Origin of the sequence: Cohnella sp. SGD-V74 (assembly GCF_003001675.1) — a bacterium.
GTDB lineage: Bacteria > Bacillota > Bacilli > Paenibacillales > Paenibacillaceae > Cohnella.
Window position 1 is genome coordinate 81,265 of the sequence record NZ_PVYW01000027.1, and the last position, 21,039, is coordinate 102,303.

The following is a 21,039-nucleotide window of genomic DNA, read 5'->3' on the forward strand; positions in this document are numbered from 1 at the left end:
GAATGAACGGCGCCTCCGCGAGGAACAATCGGTCAGGCTTATTGTCGGCTGGCTTCATGTGGCGGACGATAGGCCTTTTTGGCGTTGCGCCGGGCGAAAAGGCGCGCCAATGTAGGCGATTGCTCCTGTGGCAAGCGCTGATTGGCGGCATATGCTGTAGGGAACTAGATGGTTGGGGCTGGTTGCGGGAGAATGCACTTTTGGCTTAAGGGAGGGTATGGCTGGCATGCAGGAGCTGTTGACCGAAATCGTCGTCCACCTCTCCAGATCCCATCAGCAGATGGCCAGAATATTGGATGCCAAGCGGCATGTGGCCGTACGTATGGCCCATCTCGTCCAGGCGCTGCCGGATGAGCATCCTCAGTTGAACGGCTTAAATGGGTTGCTGGATAGTTCGTCCAACGTAACGAAGAACGTCATTTCTTATTTGAACAGCCTTGCGGATTTGCAGGAAGCCGTCGCCGACAGCTTAACCAACGTCGTAAAGGCGATCGGGGATTCCGGCGACGAGGAATAGCAGCAGCGAAGAGAAAGGAGGGGAGATGAGATGAACCGGGAGGAAGCTTATCATCTCACGCTCGACGCCATTGCGAAGATGCAGTGGAACGTAGCCATGATTCTGGAAGCGAAGGCCGCGGAGGCTGAAAAAGTCCGCAATTGGCTCTGCACCCACATTACGAACGATACGTACGAAGCTCATAACGACCAGCTTACGACCTGCATGCAGTGGAACGAGCAGAACGTCGAGGTTCTGGACGGATTGACGAAGCTGTGCAACGGACTAAGCCGCAACATGAAAGTGATCCTCAATCCGGATAGCGAAGAATCCGACGGCATGGGGTCCATGTTCGGAGGATACGACATGGGAGACCGCGAAAGATGAACCGGCCGGATCGGGAATGGGAAATCAAGCTGCAACTGATGGGCGCGATCTCCAGAAGCCAAGAAGCGTTAGCGAAAATATTGGAAAACGTAGCGGACGTGACGGATCATGTCGGCGTCTCCCCGGCGACTTTGCATGAGCACGTTCGGGTGCTTAACGGGATGCAAGGGGCGCTGCTGAGAACGGTAACCGGGCATAGCTGGCGGCCTCCCGTCATCGGAACGCCGGCCGAGCCATGGTTATCCGAGGCGGTCAGACGCAAGTAACTAAGCTAAGCGACCGGAGGTGTCCCGAATTGAAAGGCAAATCGCGTTCCGCCCGCGTGGGCGGAAGGAAGAAATCCGTCTCCGGCAGAAGCGGCAAGAAGCCCGGACGCAGAGGCAAGATCCGCTCGGGCAAAGGCAAGCTTCGTTCCCGCAAAGGCGCAGGCAAGCGTCATCTTCGGAGAAGGCGGGCAGGCAAGGGGCGCGCCGGAAGCGCCGGAGGGGGCGGCTCTTCGTACCATGCGGGTTTTAACCAAGCGTATAACGAAGGGTACAACATCGGCTTCGCCAAAGGCTTCGAGGACGGTCATCAGCTCGCTTACGAGCAGCAGATTTGAGCGAGAGAGTCGGATAAAGGCATGATTTGTAAAAGTGTGCTTGACAGAATTGTAGTTAATGTAATAAATTAACTAAAAACAGGATAATTTTACGCGAGGAAGCACCACGCCGACTGGGGAGACATCCCTTTGTTTGCTGGTGTTTTTTTATCGGCATTTGTGCGAATTTTTGCGTAAGGGGGATCGTTAATGAGGAAAATAGGCGCCTTGCTCGTCGCGCTGGGCTTGGCAGCATGCGGGGTGTCGGAGGCGGTCGGAGCCGCTGTCGCTGCTGCGGAGACTTCGTTCAAGGATATCCCGAAGCGGCACTGGGCGAGGAGTCAGATCGAGAGAGCCGTATCGCTGGGGTATGTGAACGGCTATCCGGACGGGACGTTTAACGCCGCGGCTTCCGTCACCCGCGCGGAGTTCGTCAAGATGATGGCGGACGCGCTGCGCCTTCCGCATTCGCAAGGGGGGACTCCCTGGTATCAAGGTTATGTGTCGGCGGCGTTTGAATTCGGCATCCTGGAGGAGACGGACTCGACAGACTACAATCGTCCGATCAAACGAGTCGAAATCATGCGCATTATCGCCCGGGCGTTGGCGACGGAGCCTTCCTACGGCGAATATTTAGAGAGCTTTCAGGTTCTCAAGAAGGGGGATATGCCGTTTGAAGATCGACAGGAGTTTCAGAATCGGGATGTGCCGTTTATCGCACTGGTTTACGGTTCCGGCATAGTAAACGGCTTCCCGGACCGGACAATGCAAATTAATCGCACCGCTACCCGGGCTGAGACGGTTGTCATGATGGAGAGCTTTCTGGAAGTCAGAGCCGCTGATCCGCTATTGAGAGATCGGCTGCGGCAGTTCAAATCCGACGAATTAAACAAATGGACTCAAATCGATCCCATACTGGAGGAAGTAAAATGATGAAACGAATGTCGCTATTGATCTTGGTCGTAAAGCTGCTGGCCGTGGCTGTGATCCCCGTTGCCGCTATTGCCGCAGAGCAGAAATCTGCTATTCCTAAAGTCGCGCCTCAAGCAATTGAAGTTCTCGTGAACGCCCGTAAAGTGAAATTTCCCGACCAGAAGCCCAAGATGGAGAACAACCAGGTGCTTGTACCGATTCGTTTCGTCTCGGACAAGCTGGGGGGCAAGCTTGATCTGAAGGGCAAAGAAATTACGATCGTCAAAGGCGACCGGACGGTAAAGCTGCTCATCGGCACGAAGACGGCGACGGTGAACGGCAAGGAACTGGCGCTGGGCGTCGCGGCCAAGGAAGTGAACGGACGGACCTATGTGCCGCTTCGCTTTATCTCCGAAGCGTTGGGCGAGAAGGTGGAGTGGGACAAGGCGACTCGCTTTGTTTGGATTGGCAGCAAGGATATTCCGGAGCTAAGTGATCTGGTAGAGCCTGTGAGTATTGATCCGTTTAAGAAGTATTTTAAGGATAAAGAGTTTTTGATGAAAATCTGTTACAAAATATGCGAAACTGCGATCCAAGCATATGTGGTTACAGCGGATGATCTGCCTTTTACCGTTCGAGGGGAAGCCTATTTTCGCTTTGATATGTCTTCCGATGCTCGCGGAGCCTGGATCCGCGCTACAACAACGGATAAAGGTGTAATGCCCAACGGATTAGTTTACTTAAATCCAGAGCAAGAAGCGATTCCTACAAACGGCGGCTTTTTTACAGAAGAGAACCAGGGTGACTTTCGTTTCATTTATTACTATGTTGATGTTGAAAGAAAGGGTTACACGATCCAACAGGCGGATTATATTTCGATTACGGCAGACTATCCAGGCTATATTTTGATTGAAAATCCCTTGAAATAAGAATTGCAATTAGGAGTGGCTGAGATATGCACAAGAGAGTACGTAGAAGAATTCTAAGCATTTTGCTCATGATTTCTTTTTTGTCTCCCCTTGTACCGATTGCGCCTCAAGAAGCGGAAGCTGCGATTCTCGGGGGAAATAGCTGGATTCAGCCTAAGGGGTATCCACCGGAAAATCCAGCAGACACGAAGCGCTACGCTGTGGCGTTCATGTACACGGAGATTTGGAGTAAAAACGACGGCACATGGGATTATGAGAAGAAGGTATACCAGCATTATTACGAAGAGAAAAATGTAGAAATGGTTCATCCCTACACTTTTAATTTTCCAGGGAGAAAGGTAAAAGATATCAAGATTAGACGCTTCGGTGAAGGGCCGTTGGACATGGAGTATTTTAATAACTCCCGTCCAACAGGAGAGAGTTTTTCGCTCTATCAGCGTCACATAAGCACTAATATAAGAAAGATTGAAGTATCCAATAAAACGGGACAAGGCACGAGTGATATTAGTTTTAAGATTACGGCTTACGCTGATTTGGAATCCGATGTTCCCTATATTGTTACAGACCAGCCGAATAACCCGTATCCTGATGTCAAGAATCCAATGAAAGTCGTCCGAGTGTTCGTGCCTATTGTCCTTGAATTTGAACTGGAGGCCAACCTCAAGGTTGCTTACAAAACGACGAGCGGACAGAATATCGACGCACTTTTTACGAATCAATCGCAAAGTATGGCGGCTGGGCAACGCTACACCATCGTCCCGGCTACGACTCCGAATTATCGATATGTCGGCTACAAGAAAAGTACGGTCAGCCAGCCCAGCGGCGGGGCGATGACGAACGGTCCTCCGGAAACCTTTACGTATGATGGGAAATACGATACATACTACTTAAATTTGTATTATGAACCGCAGACCGACGACGGCACAATCAATATACGACACATGGTAAAATCCGGAACCGGAGCTTATAGCGAGAAGGGGCGAGAGTCGCAAACGGTCAGTCCGTTGCCCGCCAATCGGACAGTGAATCCCAAATCATCTTACGGGACGGTTGTGGGAAGCAGCGTTTCGTACGGAGCCGCTTACTCGGATACGATCAATTCGGCGAAAAATGCGGCTGTAAGCCTTACGAATACGCAGAAAACGGCTTATGTCTCCTTCTTTTATGAGAACGCGGTAACCGGAAACTTCGAGATTTTGCCGTCGCAGACGATTAAATGGAGGGACAGCTTCTCGCTGAAGCCGAAAGACTTCGTCATTCCTCCGGCATGTAAGTACCTGTATCACGAGTATTATTTCGAGAAAGACGGAGCGACCTGGGTCAGTAAAAGAATAACCAGTCAGACGGAAACGACGGCTTTCTCTTATTCATCTTATCCAGGTATTTTGGGCGTGGGGACTAACTTTATCTCCATTCGCGTAACCGCAGACTGCGGAAATTCAGGATGGGTCAACCAGAAGCCGTTGGAAATAACAAGTCCTTCCGATAATCGCCCGCCCATATTTTCAGTCGGATTTTTTAAGGAGTCCAACCGCACGGGAACGATACCGGATCATCAAGTCGTGATCAATCGCCCCGTAAATTTGAGAATTATCTACAACAATATGAGCAATCCGCCGGAGCCTTACGATCCGGATGGAGATCCGATCACGTACACGTTCTTATTCAGCGGCAGCTCCAGCTCCTGGATTCGAAGCTTACCGGAGGAATACGGGCTGTGGGAACATAGTGAAGCGCATTATATGCTGAAGGCAACCGAGCTTGGCTCGCATTCCATCACGGTAATCGCAAGGGATACGTTCGGTGCGGAATCGAGGAGAACCGCTTCGATCAACGTCATTCCCGAGAACCCGATTCCGGTCATTACCGGACCGACCAAAGTAAAAGAGAATCGTCCGCTGCCGTCACCGTTTAGCGGTGAAAGAAGTTACAGCCCGATTGGACGATCGATTGCCGAGTACATCTGGGAGAACAAGAAGGACGTCTATACGACTCCGGGAACGGAGACGATTCGTCTGGAGGTTGTGGATAGCGCGGGTTTGAGATCGGAATACGCCGCATCGCATCAACTGACCGTGCTTCCGGACGAGCCTCCGATCGGCGTGCTGGAAGTGCCGCCTTTAGGCATTCGGCCAAGCGACTTCAATATTTTCAACAAGTCGTACAGCCCCGACGGCGACAAGATAGTCAGCATCCAATATCGCTACAAATACGATGCGAATAACAACGGCGTGTTCGACGAACCATGGACAGAGATGCTTGGGGGGGATTTGACGAAAGTTGTTCTAAGGCCGCAGAAGGTAGGCAAGTTCCTGCTGGATGCGCGCGTGTGCGAAGACTGGGGGAAATGCGCCTGGGCGTCCGATACGCAGCCCGAAAGCTCGCGGATCATCGACGTGGTAAACCTTGCTCCAAGCGTGTCTTTCCTGATCGAGGGCGAGAACGAGATTCCGAAGCCTCCGACAGAGGACGGAATTCCAGTCTCGCAAATTTTGGAATGGGATCTCTATGATACGAATACGACCAGTAAAATCGTCAATAGCCCGTTTATGTGGCAAAAAGACGGGAGGTCGTTGCTGGCCGGCTTGGGAAGGGGAATGGAATCTCAAACCCGAACGTCAAGTTCTGTAGGATTTGGCGGAGGGTGGGATGCGCAATCCGGATTTGCGGCTATCAGCGATAATGGTCTGGGTCCTAACGGACTGTCCGCCTATCGCGCTATCGCATCCCGAGATTCAAGGTCGCAACCCGTCTTACTCCCGGTTAAAAGCAGCGGCTGGTCCTCGACGACCTATACTACGGGAGAGGACTATTCGCAGCTTCAGCCCGCAACATTTAATTCCAAAGTAAGAACCAACAAGACGTATCTCTTTTTTGATCATAATCGTCATATTTTTGCGCTAAACAAAAGTAAAATCCCCTCCTACCATAAGGATCTAGTTTTGACTTGCGGCGGTACTACCGACATGAGTCAATGCAATGGCTATAACTGGGAGCAGAACTTGATGCATTTTTGGGACGGCCCGAATCCCTATGATTTTATTTTGAATCTGGATAATCTGCCTGCTAATCGATACACGGTTCCTTACTTTACAGAAAGTGATAAAGAGAGAGACAGCAGTTGGGGAACCAAGGCGCAAAACGGGAATTTCTCAGGTGCTTCGGGAACAACTGCAAATACGGTCGCCCCCATTTTTTATGAAATTGCCGGGAGCAGAATTTATGTCGTCTATAACCGAACGACCTATGCGTACTACTATCGGAGCGATGAAGGATCAAGAACGGATTTCGGCAATAACGGACATCTTGACGTGCATGTCTATGACGCCTACACCGGAGAGTTTCTAAGCAGCTCCTATGAGAAGGGCGAGAGAATAGCTTCCAGAGCGAATTATACCAGTCTCCATGTTTCGGATGTTCTCGGTGACGACTTGATCCTTAGATCTTATACAGGTCGTATGCTAAGGTACAACCGGGACGGCCGTAATATTATGGACAAAACCGTTACTTTACCGACGACGGTCGAGCGGATCGAAAGGAAGGGCCGCGCTTGGAATGGCGCGATCTACACCGAGGACCCTGCAGACTTTACCTGTACATGGGTCAATGCGAACTATCAATTCAAGGATGCCGAAGGCAATATGTATGCCTATGTCATGAATACTTGCAGCCGAACGGTAAATAGCTCTACAGTGACTATCGATCCGGAACTTAATCCGGAATCGTCAGCGGGATATCATCTCGTACAGTTAAAGCCGGATTTTACGTTCGGAATCAAAGCAAGGCTGCAAGGAACTTATTTTGCTAACGCGTGGCCCGGCCCTTACGATCTTAACTTGGAGACGAGTGCGGTTCTTGCCATAAATAATGTCACCAAGCAAGCGATAACCAGGACGGCTGCCCCGGTACAGGGATCGATGGGCAACTATTTCTACACCCAGCTTGTCGATTTAACGACCGGGGAGGTAGGTCCTTGGACCAGAGGAATGCCCACATCGTCTCAGCAGCGGTTCAGCAACCCGTTTCATATTACCTATACTGGCGAGTATAAGAGCGGGTGGCTGTCGCAAACCGCTGACGGCATCGAATCCAGACCTAACAATTGGGCGGGGTTTGAGTATTTAAAGCGAGCATTTAACCCGATAGTCTCCGTTAATAGCGCGAGATACATGAGATACGGGGAGTATATGGGCGACGGAATCTATCTCTCTATTTACGACACCGATTACCAAATGAGTATGGCCGGAGGAGGCCCGGCAGCGTCTGCCCACATGTTCCTGGACGTAGGGACGCCAACTGCCACGAGCGCGTACAAGGGCTTTCGATTAGGGCAATTCGTCTCTCCGGAGGCGTATGAGGACGCGGAGTATACGTTCTCTATTAAGATGGATTCTCCAAAAGAAGACCAATCGCTAGCCGGTTTTTCGTTCCGAATGACGAATCCGAAATATCGGTATGCAGTAGAGACGGATGGGACGAAGCTGTTTCTGTCCAAGTACGTCAATGGGACGCGCACGGTGCTGGACAGTGTGGCTTATCCGTTTCAGGCTAGAACATCTTACAGCTTTAAAATACTCACTCAGAATAAGAAAATCGAAGTGTTTTTGGACGGTGTTCCGTATTTCGAAATTACGGATGAGACATACCAATCGGGTAAGTTCGGCCCGTTCTCGGACAAATCCTATGTTTCGTTCGCCGGAATCGAGCAAAAGGATCTCTCGAATCCGGACGTAGAATGGATGGCCAGCTATGCCATTTGGGATGAAGGAAAAGCGACGGCAACTGTACGCTACAGCAACATTACGTATGCCGATCCAGAAAATGACCCGGCTGCGCAAAATAATTTGTGGTCGATCTCACATACGCCAAAGTTCTTGAACAACCAAGGATTATCCGAACTTGACGGCCAAACGTTAACAAGCCCAGCACTGGAGTTTGATAAGGTCGGTAATTACCGTGTGACGCTGAAGGCCCAGGATGATCCTCATCCGGATTATCCGTTCCCGGATATGACGTTCGGAGGCTACCGGAAGTGGTCGAACGAGTTCTGGCAGATCATTACCGTTCATCGGAGGCCTGTCGCGCAATTCACCGTAGCGGTTCATCCGATGGACAACACGGTCGTCTGGAACGACGCAAGCTACGATCCCGATCGCTGGCTCAGCCCGACCAACTACAGCACGGAGAACACGGGAATCGATTATCGGACGACCCGGGGCGTGCTGGAATGGCGTTATTATTACGTTACACCGGACGGGGACATCGTCAATCAGAAGCTTGTTACGCCGCAGATGAAAGGCCGTTACCGCGTCGGCCTGCAGGTGAAGGACGAATACAGCGCATGGAGTTACTGGGCGGAGCAGACGATCGATATCGACACGCCGTTGCTGCCGGACGATCCGCCGATTCCGGGCTTTACGGTTACGCCTTCCTCGAATTATGCGAACGAGCCGTTTACGATTACGTCGACGGCTTGGGACAAGGAAGACGGTCCGGCCGCGAATTTGAAGCATGCCTACTATGTGCGCAACGTGACGGAAAACGGCATGGAAGCGATCCGTTCCGCCGATCGCGGCACGTGGACGACGCAGTTCAACTCGCTCGGCGTCATCGAGATCCGCCAAGTCGTCACCGACTCGAAGGGCCAGTCCGCGCAGGCCGTGCAGCGGGTGGCGGTCGTTAACCGCAAGCCCGTTGCGGACTTCGATTGGCTGCCGAAACCGGCTTACGAGGGCGATACGATTACGCTGCTTAACCGTTCTTCCGACCCCGACGGCGATCCGCTCTCTTTCGTATGGACGATTAAAGCTCCGGACGGCTTCGCTCTGACCGGATTCACGAAGGAGATGACGATTCCCGGGAATTTGACGGAAAACAGAACGGGAGCGTTTACGGTAACCTTAAGCGTCACCGACAGTCATGGAGCCGGCGACGCCGTTACGAAGCAGATTCCGATTCTGCCGCTGACGGTTGCGGGACAGGTGGCGCATACGCCCGAATGGGAGCGGAATCGCTTGACCTGGAACGCGAAGTATCCGGCGAAATTCAGGGAAAGCCACGTGTTCTGGGCCGGCGAAGCATTCGTCCTGTCGGCGACGGTGACGGATACCGGCAGTTCCGCCACGAAGGCGGTCTCCGTGACGGCCCAAGCGACGCCTGAGCTGCTCAAGAGCCTGACGGAATCGCCGCCCGGCTCCGCCGCCTGGGCAGGTCTCCTGCGCCAAGCGGATACGTCGATTCGGTTCGTGGATATTCCCGACGGCAGCTACTCGTTCGTCTTCACGGCTACGTACAGCAACGGCGTCGTGAAAACGTCCGTCGTCCCGATCGAAATCCGCGGCATCGTCGACCAATTCGTCCAAGTTCATCGCGTGCAATAGCTATATCCGAAAATACAAGACGGCAAAAGCCCGTTTTCTCGTTCATCGCGAGAGAACGGGCTTTTTTTGCCCGCCTAATTTCGTCCCATGGACGGGTAAGTATCCAAGATCTACCCAACCGGGACGCATATATTGATTGCGGGTGATGAGGATGCGGAGTTCATCTCGAATGAGAAATTACGCTCGCGGCCGCATGGACGGCTATGAGAAAGGAAAGCTGGACGGCTGGAGGCTGGGCGCCTGCAGAGGCATCGACGAAGGCGTGCGGCATGAAGAGCTTCCGCCCAGCCGGGCTCGTATCCTCTATGTTCCGCAAGGCTTCGAAGCGATCGATCAAGGCGTCGTTGCCGCGCTGCGCACCGAAGTCGCGGAAGTTACGGTCGTCTCCGCGACGGAGATGCGCTTGCAGGCCGAACGTTATCGTCCGGACGCGGTGCTCGTCATGAACGGCCTTCATGTATTCCCGCCGGATCATCTGGAGCAGATCGACGCCATTCGCGCCATGGGGATCCGCACGGTGATCTGGTTCGTCGACGACCCTTACGTGACCGACACGACGGTGAAGGTCGCTCCGCATTACGATTACGTGTTTACTCACGAAAGGTCTTGCCTGGGCCTCTACCGCGCGCAGGGCTGCGGGCAGGTGCACCATCTTCCTCTCGCCGCGTATTCCGATTGGTTTAAGCCGATGGCCGTTCCTCCGGAGTATCGGACGGATATTTGCTTTATCGGCATGGCTTTCTGGAATCGCGTCGAGCTGTTCGACGCGATCGCTCCCTATCTTCAGGACAAGAGAGTGCTGATCGGAGGGAAGCTGTGGGAGCGCATGAACAGCTTTGCCCGATTATCCAAGTTCGTCAAGGACGGCTGGATCGAAGTTCCGGAGACGGTCAAGTATTACAACGGCGCCAAAATCGTCATCAATCTCCACCGCACGACGGAAGCGGGCAAAGACAATCTGAACGGAATCAACTGGCCGGCCGAATCGATCAATCCCCGCACGTTCGAGATGGCTTCCTGCGGCGTGATGCAGCTGACGGACATTCGGCAAGAGCTTCCCGAGCATTTCGCGATCGGATCGGAAATCGGAGTATTCCACGACGCCAACCATCTCGTTCAACAATTGGAGCATTACTTGACTCATGAGGAAGAGCGGCAATGGGTGGCCGCCAGAGGGTATAAAAGGGTAAAGAAGGACCACACGTTCCGCGATCGGATCCGTAGGTTGATCGGCACGGTCGGGCTGGCGTAGACCCGGACGAACCGCATACGAAATTAGGATCAGGAGGGATGAGGCTTGGCTAAGGTGAAAAGACGTCCCGCGGTCCGATCCCGCGATGCGGCTTACCGCAGAGGCAGGGCAGAAGGCTTGGCGTTGGGGAGAGCCGACGGACATTGGCAGGGGCTGTGCGAATACATCGTACGCAAAGCGGCGCCCGTCCCGGTGAAGCGCCCCATTCATGTGCTGTATGTCACTTCCGGTAAAGGGTTCCCCTACTCCCCTTTGGACGACGGCATTATCGCGACGCTGAAAGAGATCGCGGAGAGAGTGACCGTCGCCGTTCCCGGCGACGACATCGCGGTTATCGCCGCCAGAGAAAGGCCGGATCTGCTGCTCGTGCTCGACGGCATGCATCTGGGGCTGGAGAAAGTCCATGCGGTAAACGCGCTGGGCATACGCACGGCGATCTGGTTTACCGACGATCCGTATTATACGGACATTACGAGCGGTATCGCCCATCACTACTATCACGTCTTTACGCTGGAGCGCAACTGCGTTCCGTTCTATGCGGAGAGAGGATGCGCGCGCGTATCCTATTTGCCGCTCGGCGTCTTCCACGGCGCTTATCGGCCTCGCAATTCGGACCGTTCGATTCGGGGAGAAATTTGCTTTATCGGCACGGCGTATTGGAACCGGGTCGATTTGTTCAACCGGCTTTTGCCGCTCATCGCGCACAGGCGTTTGTACGTATCGGGGATGTGGTGGGACCGGCTGGCCGAATTCGGCCGCTGGAAGCACTTCATCGACTTGGGCAAATGGATGGAGCCGCTGCCGACTTCGGAAAGGTACAACGCGCACAAAATCGTCATCAACTCGCACAGAGCCCACGACGACGATACGTTTAACCAGAACAGCGCGATGATTACGGCGGTATCGCCGAATCCGCGAACGTTCGAGATTTCGGCGTCGGCGACGCTGCAGCTTACCGATTGCCGCGACGACATTGCCCAGCACTACGTGCCCGGCGAAGAGATCGTAACCTACGATTCCCCTGAAGATCTGGCGGCCAAAGCCGAGTACTACCTGGAGCATGAAGAAGAGCGCAAGAACATCGCGCTAAGAGGTCTCTATCGGACGCTCAAGGACCATACGTACGTTTCCAGACTGAATCAACTGATAGATTTGACGATGAATGGTTAATCGCCGCGCCGGGAACGCTGTCCGCCCCATACATTGTACAACTCACCAAATGAAGGTTCAAAACAAATGAAGGTTCAAAAAGTTCGGTTTTCAGCACCGAGGCTGGTCGTTCGCCTTACGGCGAACTGCTCGCCCATGCATCCCGGAAGGTTGAAGGAGGTGACGGACATACCCGTGAGCTCTAACAGGTATGCAAAATCGTGAACGGCGCGAAACCGAAGCTGATGATCTTCTCGCATATTTGCAGCCCCGTTTTCGTCACGGGAGCGGAGAAGCTGCTCTTGCTGTTCACCCGCGAGATGATCCGTCGTTTTCAATGCGTCATGGTCGTTCCGCAGATCGGGGCGATCGCGGAGAAGGCCAGAGAGTTAGGCGTTAAAGTCGTCGTTCAGGATATCCCTCTGTGCATTTCCTTATATACGTCGGCTCCAACGATTCCGCAAGAGATCGCCGCCATGCAGCGGAGCCCTTCGTGGGGACGAATCCATGCATTGCTGGCGGAGGAAAGGCCGGATTGCGTGCTTGTGAACACGAGCGTCCATCCTTTGCCCGCGCTGGCGGCCAAAGCGATGGGAATTCCTACCGTCTGGGTTCTGATGGAGACGGTTATGGACCGGCCGTCCAAGCCGTTGTCCGTCGGACTCATCGCTTCGAACTGCGATATTGTCGTAGGCATCTCTCATTCGACGCTTCAGCCGATTCACGAGTTCGCTCCGGGCGCGCGGACGTTTATGCTGCCTCCTTATCTCATTCGGGATGAACTGCTTCCCGGAAGCTGGCCGTACCATCGGATGAGGCTTCGACAGCAGTACGGCTGGGGCGAGCATCATCGCGTGGCGGGTTTCATGGCCGCGACGATCTACGCGAACAAAGGGCTGGAGCAGTTCGTGAACGCGATGCTGCCGATCGCGGCGTCCGACGGCTGGGCGAGATTCCTCGTTCTGGGCAAATCGGCCGACGACGCGTACTACCGTCACTGTCAGAAGCTCGTATGGGACTCCGGCTTCGCGGACCGGTTTCTGTTCCTGCCGTTCGCGGACCAGATTCAGCATGCCTATCCGGTCATGGACGTCGTCGTCGTGCCGAGCCTGATCGCCGAAGGCTTCGGAATGACTGCGCTGGAAGGGCTGATGTTCGGCAAGGGCGTCGTCGCCTCCGCCTCCGGCGGGCTGACGGAGATTCTGAACGCGACGGGCAACCAGGATTACCTCGTACCGCCCGGCGACGTCGGCAAGCTGACGGAGCGGGTGAACGCGCTGCTCGGCAACGCAGCGCTGCTTCGCGCCGTCGGAGAACGAAATATGCAAACGTCGCAGCAGGTATTCGGCGTCGAAGCTTTCCGCCAACGACTGGCCGATCTGATCGCCCAGCTGCCGCAGACGCCCGTGCTTGCCCGCGGCTCGCTCTGGCGCGGCAGCGCGCCCACCGTGTTTCTGGTTGATAACGGCGTGAAGCGTCCGTTCGCCTCCGAAGCTTCTTTCCTGCAAAGAGGATTCCGCTTCGAAGACGTGACGGAAGTGCCGGACGAGGACTTGCAGAGGCTTCCGACGGGATCGACGCTGTTCGAGCAGAAGCGGCGAGTCAAGCGGGCGCGCAGAGGCAAAGGGCGGGGCGTAAGACGGAGAAAGCGAATTTCGGGCAGACGGCGCTCCCGCGCGAGCGGAAGGAAGCGAGCGGGCCGCAGAGCCCGCCGCGGAAGAAGGTGAACCGATGCGAATCGTGACCATATTGGGAACTCGTCCGGAAATTATTCGCTTAAGCGTGCTGCTCGGCAAGCTGGATCGCTTGGCGGAGCGCCACGTCCTCGTTCATACGGGACAAAATTTCACGTCCAGCTTAAGCGGGGTTTTCTTCGAACAGATGGGGCTGCGCGCGCCCGACCTGCTGCTCGACGACCGCAAGGAGACGGTCGGCGGGCAGCTCGCGTCGATGTTCGGCGCCGTCGAGCAGCTGCTTAGGAAGGAGCGGCCCGACCGGGTGCTCGTGCTCGGCGATACGAACAGCGCCTTGTGCGCGCTCGTCGCGGAGAGGATGGGCATTCCGGTCGTTCATATGGAAGCGGGCAACCGCTGCTTCGATTTGAACGTGCCGGAAGAGAAAAACCGGCGGGTCATCGATGCTGTCTCCACGTATAACCTGCCTTATACCGAGAACAGCAAGCACAATTTGCTGAGGGAAGGCTTTCCCGTCAACCGTATTTTCCGCTCGGGAAATCCGATTTACGAGGTGCTGCGCCATTACGAGGAGCAGATCGACGCCAGTTCCGTTCTAGGCAGGCTGGGGTTGACCGCGGGACAATACCTGCTCGCGACGATCCACCGGGCGGAAAACGTCGATTCGCCGGAGGCGCTGCGCGGAATTATGCAGGGACTGAGCCGTACGGCGGAAGAGCACGGATTGCCCCTTGTGTGCAGCCTTCATCCCCGGACGAGATCCAGACTGTCCGAGGAGCTTCGCGCTTCCGTGCATCCGTTGGTGACTTTTCACGAGCCGTTCGGCTTTTTCGATTTCGTCCATTTGGAAAAGAACGCGCTTCTCGCCCTTACGGACAGCGGTACCGTTCAGGAAGAGTGCTGCATCTTCGGAGTGCCGACCGTGACGGTCCGCCAGACGACCGAGAGGCCGGAGACGGTGGACTGCGGAAGCAACGTCGTTGCGGGCTTGCGGCCGGAAGCGATCCGGAATGCGGCCCGGGTCATGGTCCATCTGCGCGATTCCTGGCAGTGCCCCGAAGGTTACCTGGATACGAACGTCTCGGACAAAGTGGCGAAATTTGTGCTTGGAGGGAAAAGGGATGTTTAAAGATCGGCGTATCCTGGTCACCGGGGGGACCGGTTCCTGGGGGTACGAATTGATAAGACAATTGCTGCCGATGAACCCGGCGGAGGTGATCGTGTTCTCCCGCAACGAATCGAGCCAAGTGGCGATGAGCCGGGCGTTCGAGGATCCGAGGCTGACGTTTCGCATCGGCGACGTTCGGGACCGGGAGGCGTTATCCAAAGCTTGCAAGGGCGTAGATATTCTGTTCCATCTGGCGGCGCTCAAGCATGTGCCGGTATGCGAAGACCAGCCTTACGAAGCGCTGAAAACGAACGTGATCGGCACGCAGAACGTGATCGAAGCGGCTATCGAAAACAAAGTGGAGCGGGTCATCAATATATCTACCGACAAGGCGGCCAATCCGTCGAACTTCTACGGCATGACCAAGGCGATCGGAGAGAAGCTGATCGTCTACGCGAACCTGCTGCACAGCGATACGAAATTCGTCTGCGTCCGCGGCGGCAACGTGCTCGGGACGAACGGCAGCGTCGTTCATCTGTTCATGAACCAGATCAAGTACAAAGAGCAGATCAGCTTGACGGACCGCAAGATGACGCGGTTTTTCATGACGCTGGAGGACGCCATTCGGCTGTTGTTCAAAGCGACGGCTCAGAGCATCGGCGGGGAAATCTTCGTGATGACGATGCCGACCTGCCGGATTGTCGACCTGGCGGAAGTGCTGATGGATGCGCTCGGCAAGCGGGTGGAGATGGCGGAGAGCGGCATTCGGCCCGGCGAGAAAATCCACGAAATTTTGCTGACCGAATACGAAAGCCTGAATACGATCGTCTACGACGATCAGTATCTCGTCATTTTGCCGACGCTGGACATTCCAGGGCTCAAAGAGCACTACGAAGCCTACGATCCCGTCGATTTCGACAGCTTCTCTTCCAGCCAATCCCTCATGGATAAGCAGGAAATTCGAGCGATGCTGCAGCGGGGAGGTTTTCTCTCGTGAAAATGCTGCTTCTGGGCGGATACGGAATGGCGGGTCATATGATCGCTTCCTACCTGAGGACCATACCGGAAGCTGAGTTGGTTGTTGCGGTCCGGTCTCGGGCGGTCTCGAATCGAACCTTGAAGGCGCTGGACGGCCTTCAGGTTCGTGAGCTCGATGTCCGATCCTTCGAAGCGGTACAGGAGCTCGTCTATGAAATCTCTCCCGACGTAATCGTCAACGCCGTCGGCATTCTGAATCACCATGCGGAGGACAGCCCGCTGGAGGCGTACAGGGTCAATGGGCTGCTTCCCCACTGGCTGCGCCATCTGGGGGACAGTCTTGGCGCCAGGCTTGTTCATATCAGCTCGGATTGCGTATTTTCGGGAGAGCGGGGGCGGTATGTGGAGACGGACGAACCGGACGGGAAGACCGTCTACGCGAGAAGCAAGGCGCTCGGGGAAGTCCGCGACGGGAAGCACGTCACGATTCGCACGTCCATCATCGGGCCGGACGATAAACCGACGGGAATCGGGCTAATGAAGTGGTTCCTTTCGCGCGAAGGAGAAGTCCAAGGGTATCGCAACGTGCTGTGGAACGGCGTCACGACGCTGGAGCTGGCCAAGGCGGTCGAATGGCTGATCCGGCACCCGGAGGTAGGGGGGCTCGTGCATCTGACGGCGCCGGAGATCGTGTCCAAGCACGAGCTGCTGCTTCTGATGCAGGAACAGTTCGACAAAAGAAACGTCGCGGTCGTACCCGCGGATGAACCGGCAATCGATCGAACCTTAGTTGCGACCAGAACCGATTTCGGTTACCGTCCGCCCCGTTATGCGCAGATGCTGGAGGAGCTTCGCGGGTGGTCGTCGTCGCCATGACGGCCCGCAGAATATTTATTACGGGCGCGGCGGGATTTACCGGGCTTCATGCCTGCCGCAAATTCGCCGCGTCGGGATGGGAGGTCGTCGCCGCGTTATCCCCTCGCGGTGCGAATACGTCCGGTCTGGAGGCCGCGCTTACGGAACGCTGCGAGCTGACGGACGCGGAAGCCGTAGCGGAGATGATGAAGAGGCTGGAGCCGGACGCGGTGCTGCACTTGGCCGGACGCAACGCTGTCGACGTCTCCTGGACGTCGCCGGCGTCGACGCTGGCCGCGAACTTGATGTCGACCGCGTATTTGCTGGAAGGCGCGCGCGCGATCGGGGGATGCAGGGTGCTCGTGGCCGGATCGATGCTTCGGGCAAGTGAAGCGGCTCTGTCGGAAGCTCCGCATCCGTACGGCTTCAGCAAGACGCTTCAGACTGCGGCAGCGAAAGCCTGGCACCGCTGGTACGGGCTGCCGGTCATGATCGCCGAGCCGTCCAATCTGATCGGGCCCGGCAACAGCGCCGGGTTATGCGGGAAAATCGTTCGCTGGGCCGTTTCTGCGGAACAGCCCGAAGGGAAGACGAAGGCCCCTCCGTTTCGGCTCAGTTCTCTTCACGAATCGCGGGACTTCATGGACGTCCGGGATGCGGTGGCGGCTTACGAGCTGGTGCTGAACGAAGGCGAGCCGGGCCGGAGCTACGCGATCGAGTCGGGTCGGTTCCGTACGCTCGCCGAGGTCAAAAGCGCGTTCGACGATTTGGCGCAGGCGGAGCTTCCCTGGGAGATCGGGGAGGGGACGGCAGCTCTGGCCCCGACTCCGCAGCCGAGGGATTGTTCGCCGATCCTGGAGCTTGGGTGGAAGCCGGTGCTGACGTTTCGCCAATCGATCTTCGACGCGCTGCAGGACGAGAGGGAGAGAAGGAGCAGGGAAAGGGGAGACGCCCCATTCGACAGTCCATAAATCCGCTCGTATCGATCGTCATTCCATTTTATAACGACCCGTACGTCCGAGAGGCTTTGGAGAGCGCGCTTGCGCAAACCTATAAGCCTCTTGAAATTATCGTCGTGAACGACGGTTCGGAACGGGAAACGGATATTTTGTACCGGCTGGAAGGGGCGGGGAGAATCAAGGTGGTCCACCAGCCGAACCGGGGGACGGCGAGCGCGCTGAACGCCGGCTTTCGCCTGGCCGCGGGACACTACGCCGCATGGCTTAGCTCGGACGACCGGTTTCGTCACGACAAAATCGAGAGACAGGTCCGCTTCATGCAAGGAGGCGGATGGGCGATCAGCCACACGGCGTTCCGGTTGATGAGCGGGGAGGGAATCGCGGAAAAAGATCCCATTCTGCTTCCGGAAGGGTCGATGCTGCAGTTCTACCGGTCGATGCTGCTCAGCAATACGGTGAACGGCTGCACGGTCATGATGGAACGGACGCTGTTCAACCGGATGGGGGGCTTCAACGAGAAGCTTCCTTATACGCATGACTACGAGCTGTGGCTCAGAACCGTTCTATCGGGCTATCCGATTGGCTATCTGCGCGTTCCCCTGACGGATTACCGCGTGCATTCCGCCATGGGCACCGTCAAGCACGGCGCCGCGATCGAACGGGAGTTGGAGAGTGTGAGGAATACGTATCTTCCAAGGCTTAAAAGGTTGATAGGGACGTTGGAAGAGAGAACGTAAGAGGACAGAGGCAAGGGGCTGTCTCATTAAGTAAGGGCGTACAAGAGGATCGATGCACCTGGCACCATTCATCGATAATCGTTCTGTACGACTTTCCTTACTTATGAGGCAGCCCCTTCTGCGTCAGTGGATCGGAAAGCCGACCGGGGTCCGATGAAACAGTTCGGGAGGGATAAACGCGGCCCGGTCCTGGTTCCAGCCGAAGCGGGTCAGCGTCTCCTCCCAGACGAGCGGCCGGAGCCGCTGGCCCTCGCTGTAGTATAGACCTCCGTTCGGTCCCCGGTACAGGGCGTAGTCGTGCAGCTCGAAGTTCTCCCAGACGTTGCCCCGCATCGGCCAGCCGTCCCCGAAGCTCCAGATCAGCTCGTAGCCTAGCGGAATCGCGTCTTCCGGCCGCAGACCGACGGCAATCATCGTCGCTTCGCTCTCGATCGGATAGCGGATGCCATGGCAGACGCTGTACAGTCCGCCTCCCGGATCTCGCGCGATAAATACGTCGGGATAGCCGTAGGGGAAGCTGCCGGCATCGATCGGATGCCCGGTCGGCAGGCTGTTCAGCAGAGCGGAGCCGCAGCGGCCGACGCGGTCGAAGCTCAGATTGAGCCGACAGAACGTATCGAAGGAGTGAATCGGCCGCTTATGCCCGCGTTCGATGCGGTAGACGCAGCCGTCCTCGCCCATGCCGTACCAGCCGCTCGGCACTTCGGGCGCTTGCGGGGCGTGATGGGGGTGGGGCGACGCGTACCGATCGGGCAAAAAAGCGGGATCGTGGACTAGAATGAGCCTCTCGGGATTAAATCCCCACTTGCGAATGAACAGGCGGCGATTGATCGCGGCCACGCCGTACATGTCGATGGCGTTGGAGTTAAAGCTTCGATTGCCTTCATGGTAGACGAACGCGTCGCCGGCCAGCCGCAGAAACAACCCCGCTTTAAGCGCCCGATAGCCGAGATCGATATCCTCGTAGCCTCCGACGCCGAACGCCTCGTCGAAGCCCCCGAGCCGCTCCCACGTGCTCCGTCTCAGCAGCATGCAGAAGCCGCTCAGCGCGGCCAGATCCTGCCACAATGCGGGATTGTGCCGGTTAAAGCTTTGCGCGAACAGGTGGTACTGTCCCTCGCTTCCGACGTCCGCGGGAATTTTCTGCAGAGGGATGACAAAGTTCGATTTCGGGCCGACGATGCCGACCCGTTCGTCGGCATGCAGGCACTGGAGCAGAACGGTTAACCAGTTGTGGGACACGATCGTATCGTTGTTCAGCAGCAAGATGTGGTCTCCGGCCGCCGCAGCCGCTCCCTGATTGCAAGCGGCGGCGAACCCTCGGTTCGCGCCGTTGGCGATCAGCTTGACGTCGGGCTGCTGGGCCAACCAGGCCGTCGTTCCGTCGGTCGAGCCGTTGTCGACGAAGATCAGTTCGTAAGGACTGTTCGTAAAGACGCGAATGCTGTGCAGGCAGCGCATCGTCTGGTCGAGGTTATTCAGCGTAAGGATCACGATGCTCGTCAACATGGTCTCGCACCAACGCTCAAGAGCATGCCGGAGAACCGCTGCGCGTATTTTTCCATCGAAAATTCACTCCGAACATGTTTTTTTCCCGTTTCGACGAGGGATTTTCTAAGCTTGCGCTCCGTCATCAGCCGCACGACCCGATCCGCCGCGCCCAGAATGTCTCCGTGCGAATAATAGAGTCCCGTCTTTCCGTCGAGAATCGCCGAGCTTACGCCGTCCGAATTGGAGGTGACGACCGGACAACCGGAGCCTAGAGCCTCAAGCGCCACGTAGGGCGCGCCTTCGGATTTGGACGTCATGCAGACGACGCCTCCCGAGGAAGCGATCAGATCGTAGTAATAGGGCATTTGCGCGTTGGGGACTTTGTGGTGATGGAGGATGTGGTGGCCGAGTCCAAGACCGGCCGTCCATAGCGCCAGTTGATCGGCTTCGCCGGGTTCGGCCAAGTCCGGGTCGCTGAACATCCATAGCCGGACGCCTGGAATCCGCCCGATCACTTCAGCTCCGATCAGCAGAAAGTCGCGCCAGTTTTTGTTGTCCTCGAGTCTGCCGATCCACGTCAGCGGAGGATAATCCAGCGGAGCGGCCGGAGGATAAGCGAATGAGCTTCGGTCGTAGGCACGAGAATCGAACGGATTCGGGAACGAATATTTGGGCGTAAAGGGGTAGAGCTCCTCCAGCAGCGAACCGATGACCGGGGTGCCTGGGTAGACGATCGCGTTGGCGAACTCGTTCACGAAGGGACGCGCTTCCGTCAAGTTGCGCCGGGCGTGCTCCTGAGTTCCGAAGCCTTGGATTTCGTAAATGACGGGCTTGTCGAAGCCGATCTGGCGGAAGAGCGCCAGCTGCAAGAAAAAAGAAGTAACGACGATGCAATCGAACTTGTAGTAGTCCAGAATATGCCGGACGGCGGGAGGTTCCGAAGCGTAAAACACCGGAATGTCGGGAGCGAAGTCAGTGGAGCCGCTGCCCTCCCGGAAATACAGAAAATGGCTGTAGATTCCCGCGGGGAGCAGAGCCTGATGCCTTAGCCGATTCAAAGTATTTACCCCGCCGCTCGGCACGATAAATACGAACAGAACCTTCAAGCGCGTTCCCCTCCCCGGTAGTCGAA

Annotated in this window: 17 protein-coding genes; 15 read left to right on the plus strand and 2 right to left on the minus strand. The window is 56.0% G+C overall.

Going from position 1 to position 21,039, the window contains the following annotated elements:
* Positions 1-226: 226 nt before the first annotated feature.
* From B0G52_RS30910 to B0G52_RS30980, 15 genes are all read left to right on the plus strand, one after another.
* Positions 227-517, plus strand: a complete 291-nt coding sequence (locus B0G52_RS30910) for a nucleoside-diphosphate sugar epimerase (RefSeq protein WP_094050284.1) — start codon at positions 227-229, stop codon at positions 515-517.
* A 30-nt stretch (positions 518-547) separates the two neighbouring features.
* Positions 548-883: an alpha-helical endospore appendage domain-containing protein gene (locus B0G52_RS30915; RefSeq protein WP_094050285.1), complete on the plus strand. Its 336-nt coding sequence runs from the start codon at positions 548-550 to the stop codon at positions 881-883.
* On the plus strand, positions 880-1,149 hold the full coding sequence (locus tag B0G52_RS30920; protein WP_094050286.1) for a hypothetical protein: 270 nt from the start codon (positions 880-882) through the stop codon (positions 1,147-1,149). Before B0G52_RS30915 ends, B0G52_RS30920 begins: the two co-directional genes overlap by 4 nt.
* Before the next feature lie 29 nt (positions 1,150-1,178).
* A complete protein-coding gene (locus B0G52_RS30925) occupies positions 1,179-1,484 on the plus strand; it encodes a hypothetical protein (protein ID WP_094050287.1) in 306 nt (101 codons plus the stop codon).
* 189 nt (positions 1,485-1,673) lie between these two features.
* Positions 1,674-2,396: an S-layer homology domain-containing protein gene (locus B0G52_RS30930; RefSeq protein ID WP_094050288.1), complete on the plus strand. Its 723-nt coding sequence runs from the start codon at positions 1,674-1,676 to the stop codon at positions 2,394-2,396.
* Positions 2,393-3,304: a copper amine oxidase N-terminal domain-containing protein gene (locus B0G52_RS30935; RefSeq protein ID WP_158223962.1), complete on the plus strand. Its 912-nt coding sequence runs from the start codon at positions 2,393-2,395 to the stop codon at positions 3,302-3,304. Before B0G52_RS30930 ends, B0G52_RS30935 begins: the two co-directional genes overlap by 4 nt.
* A gap of 602 nt (positions 3,305-3,906) precedes the next feature.
* Positions 3,907-9,684: a PKD domain-containing protein gene (locus B0G52_RS30940; protein ID WP_094050290.1), complete on the plus strand. Its 5,778-nt coding sequence runs from the start codon at positions 3,907-3,909 to the stop codon at positions 9,682-9,684.
* 169 nt (positions 9,685-9,853) lie between these two features.
* Positions 9,854-10,936 (plus strand): CgeB family protein, encoded by a 1,083-nt coding sequence (locus B0G52_RS30945; protein ID WP_233163230.1) that lies wholly within the window; start codon positions 9,854-9,856, stop codon positions 10,934-10,936.
* A gap of 54 nt (positions 10,937-10,990) precedes the next feature.
* Positions 10,991-12,106, plus strand: coding sequence for a CgeB family protein (locus B0G52_RS30950; RefSeq protein ID WP_369827173.1), 1,116 nt, complete (start codon positions 10,991-10,993; stop codon positions 12,104-12,106).
* A 200-nt stretch (positions 12,107-12,306) separates the two neighbouring features.
* Positions 12,307-13,812 carry a glycosyltransferase family 4 protein gene (locus tag B0G52_RS30955; protein ID WP_094050293.1) on the plus strand — a complete coding sequence of 502 codons (1,506 nt, stop codon included), beginning with the start codon at positions 12,307-12,309 and terminating at the stop codon, positions 13,810-13,812.
* A 4-nt stretch (positions 13,813-13,816) separates the two neighbouring features.
* Positions 13,817-14,908, plus strand: coding sequence for a non-hydrolyzing UDP-N-acetylglucosamine 2-epimerase (gene wecB, locus B0G52_RS30960; RefSeq protein ID WP_094050294.1), 1,092 nt, complete (start codon positions 13,817-13,819; stop codon positions 14,906-14,908).
* Entirely contained in the window at positions 14,901-15,884 is a 984-nt protein-coding gene (locus tag B0G52_RS30965; protein ID WP_094050295.1) for a polysaccharide biosynthesis protein, read from the plus strand. The genes wecB and B0G52_RS30965 overlap by 8 nt, the downstream gene beginning before the upstream one ends.
* A 2-nt stretch (positions 15,885-15,886) precedes the next feature.
* Positions 15,887-16,741: a dTDP-4-dehydrorhamnose reductase family protein gene (locus B0G52_RS30970; RefSeq protein WP_369827174.1), complete on the plus strand. Its 855-nt coding sequence runs from the start codon at positions 15,887-15,889 to the stop codon at positions 16,739-16,741.
* The gene (locus B0G52_RS30975) at positions 16,723-17,691 is read left to right on the plus strand and encodes an NAD-dependent epimerase/dehydratase family protein (RefSeq protein ID WP_094050297.1); all 969 of its coding nucleotides are present in this window, start codon (positions 16,723-16,725) and stop codon (positions 17,689-17,691) included. Before B0G52_RS30970 ends, B0G52_RS30975 begins: the two co-directional genes overlap by 19 nt.
* Before the next feature lie 14 nt (positions 17,692-17,705).
* Positions 17,706-18,416, plus strand: coding sequence for a glycosyltransferase family 2 protein (locus B0G52_RS30980; RefSeq protein ID WP_483296167.1), 711 nt, complete (start codon positions 17,706-17,708; stop codon positions 18,414-18,416).
* Positions 18,417-18,539: 123 nt separating this feature from the next.
* Here the strand turns inward: B0G52_RS30980 and B0G52_RS30985 are convergent, their stop codons facing one another.
* Positions 18,540-19,925 (minus strand): glycosyltransferase family 2 protein, encoded by a 1,386-nt coding sequence (locus B0G52_RS30985; RefSeq protein ID WP_094050298.1) that lies wholly within the window; start codon positions 19,923-19,925, stop codon positions 18,540-18,542.
* Positions 19,919-21,013 carry a glycosyltransferase family 4 protein gene (locus tag B0G52_RS30990; protein ID WP_158223963.1) on the minus strand — a complete coding sequence of 365 codons (1,095 nt, stop codon included), beginning with the start codon at positions 21,011-21,013 and terminating at the stop codon, positions 19,919-19,921. The genes B0G52_RS30985 and B0G52_RS30990 overlap by 7 nt, the downstream gene beginning before the upstream one ends.
* Positions 21,014-21,039: the final 26 nt, after the last annotated feature.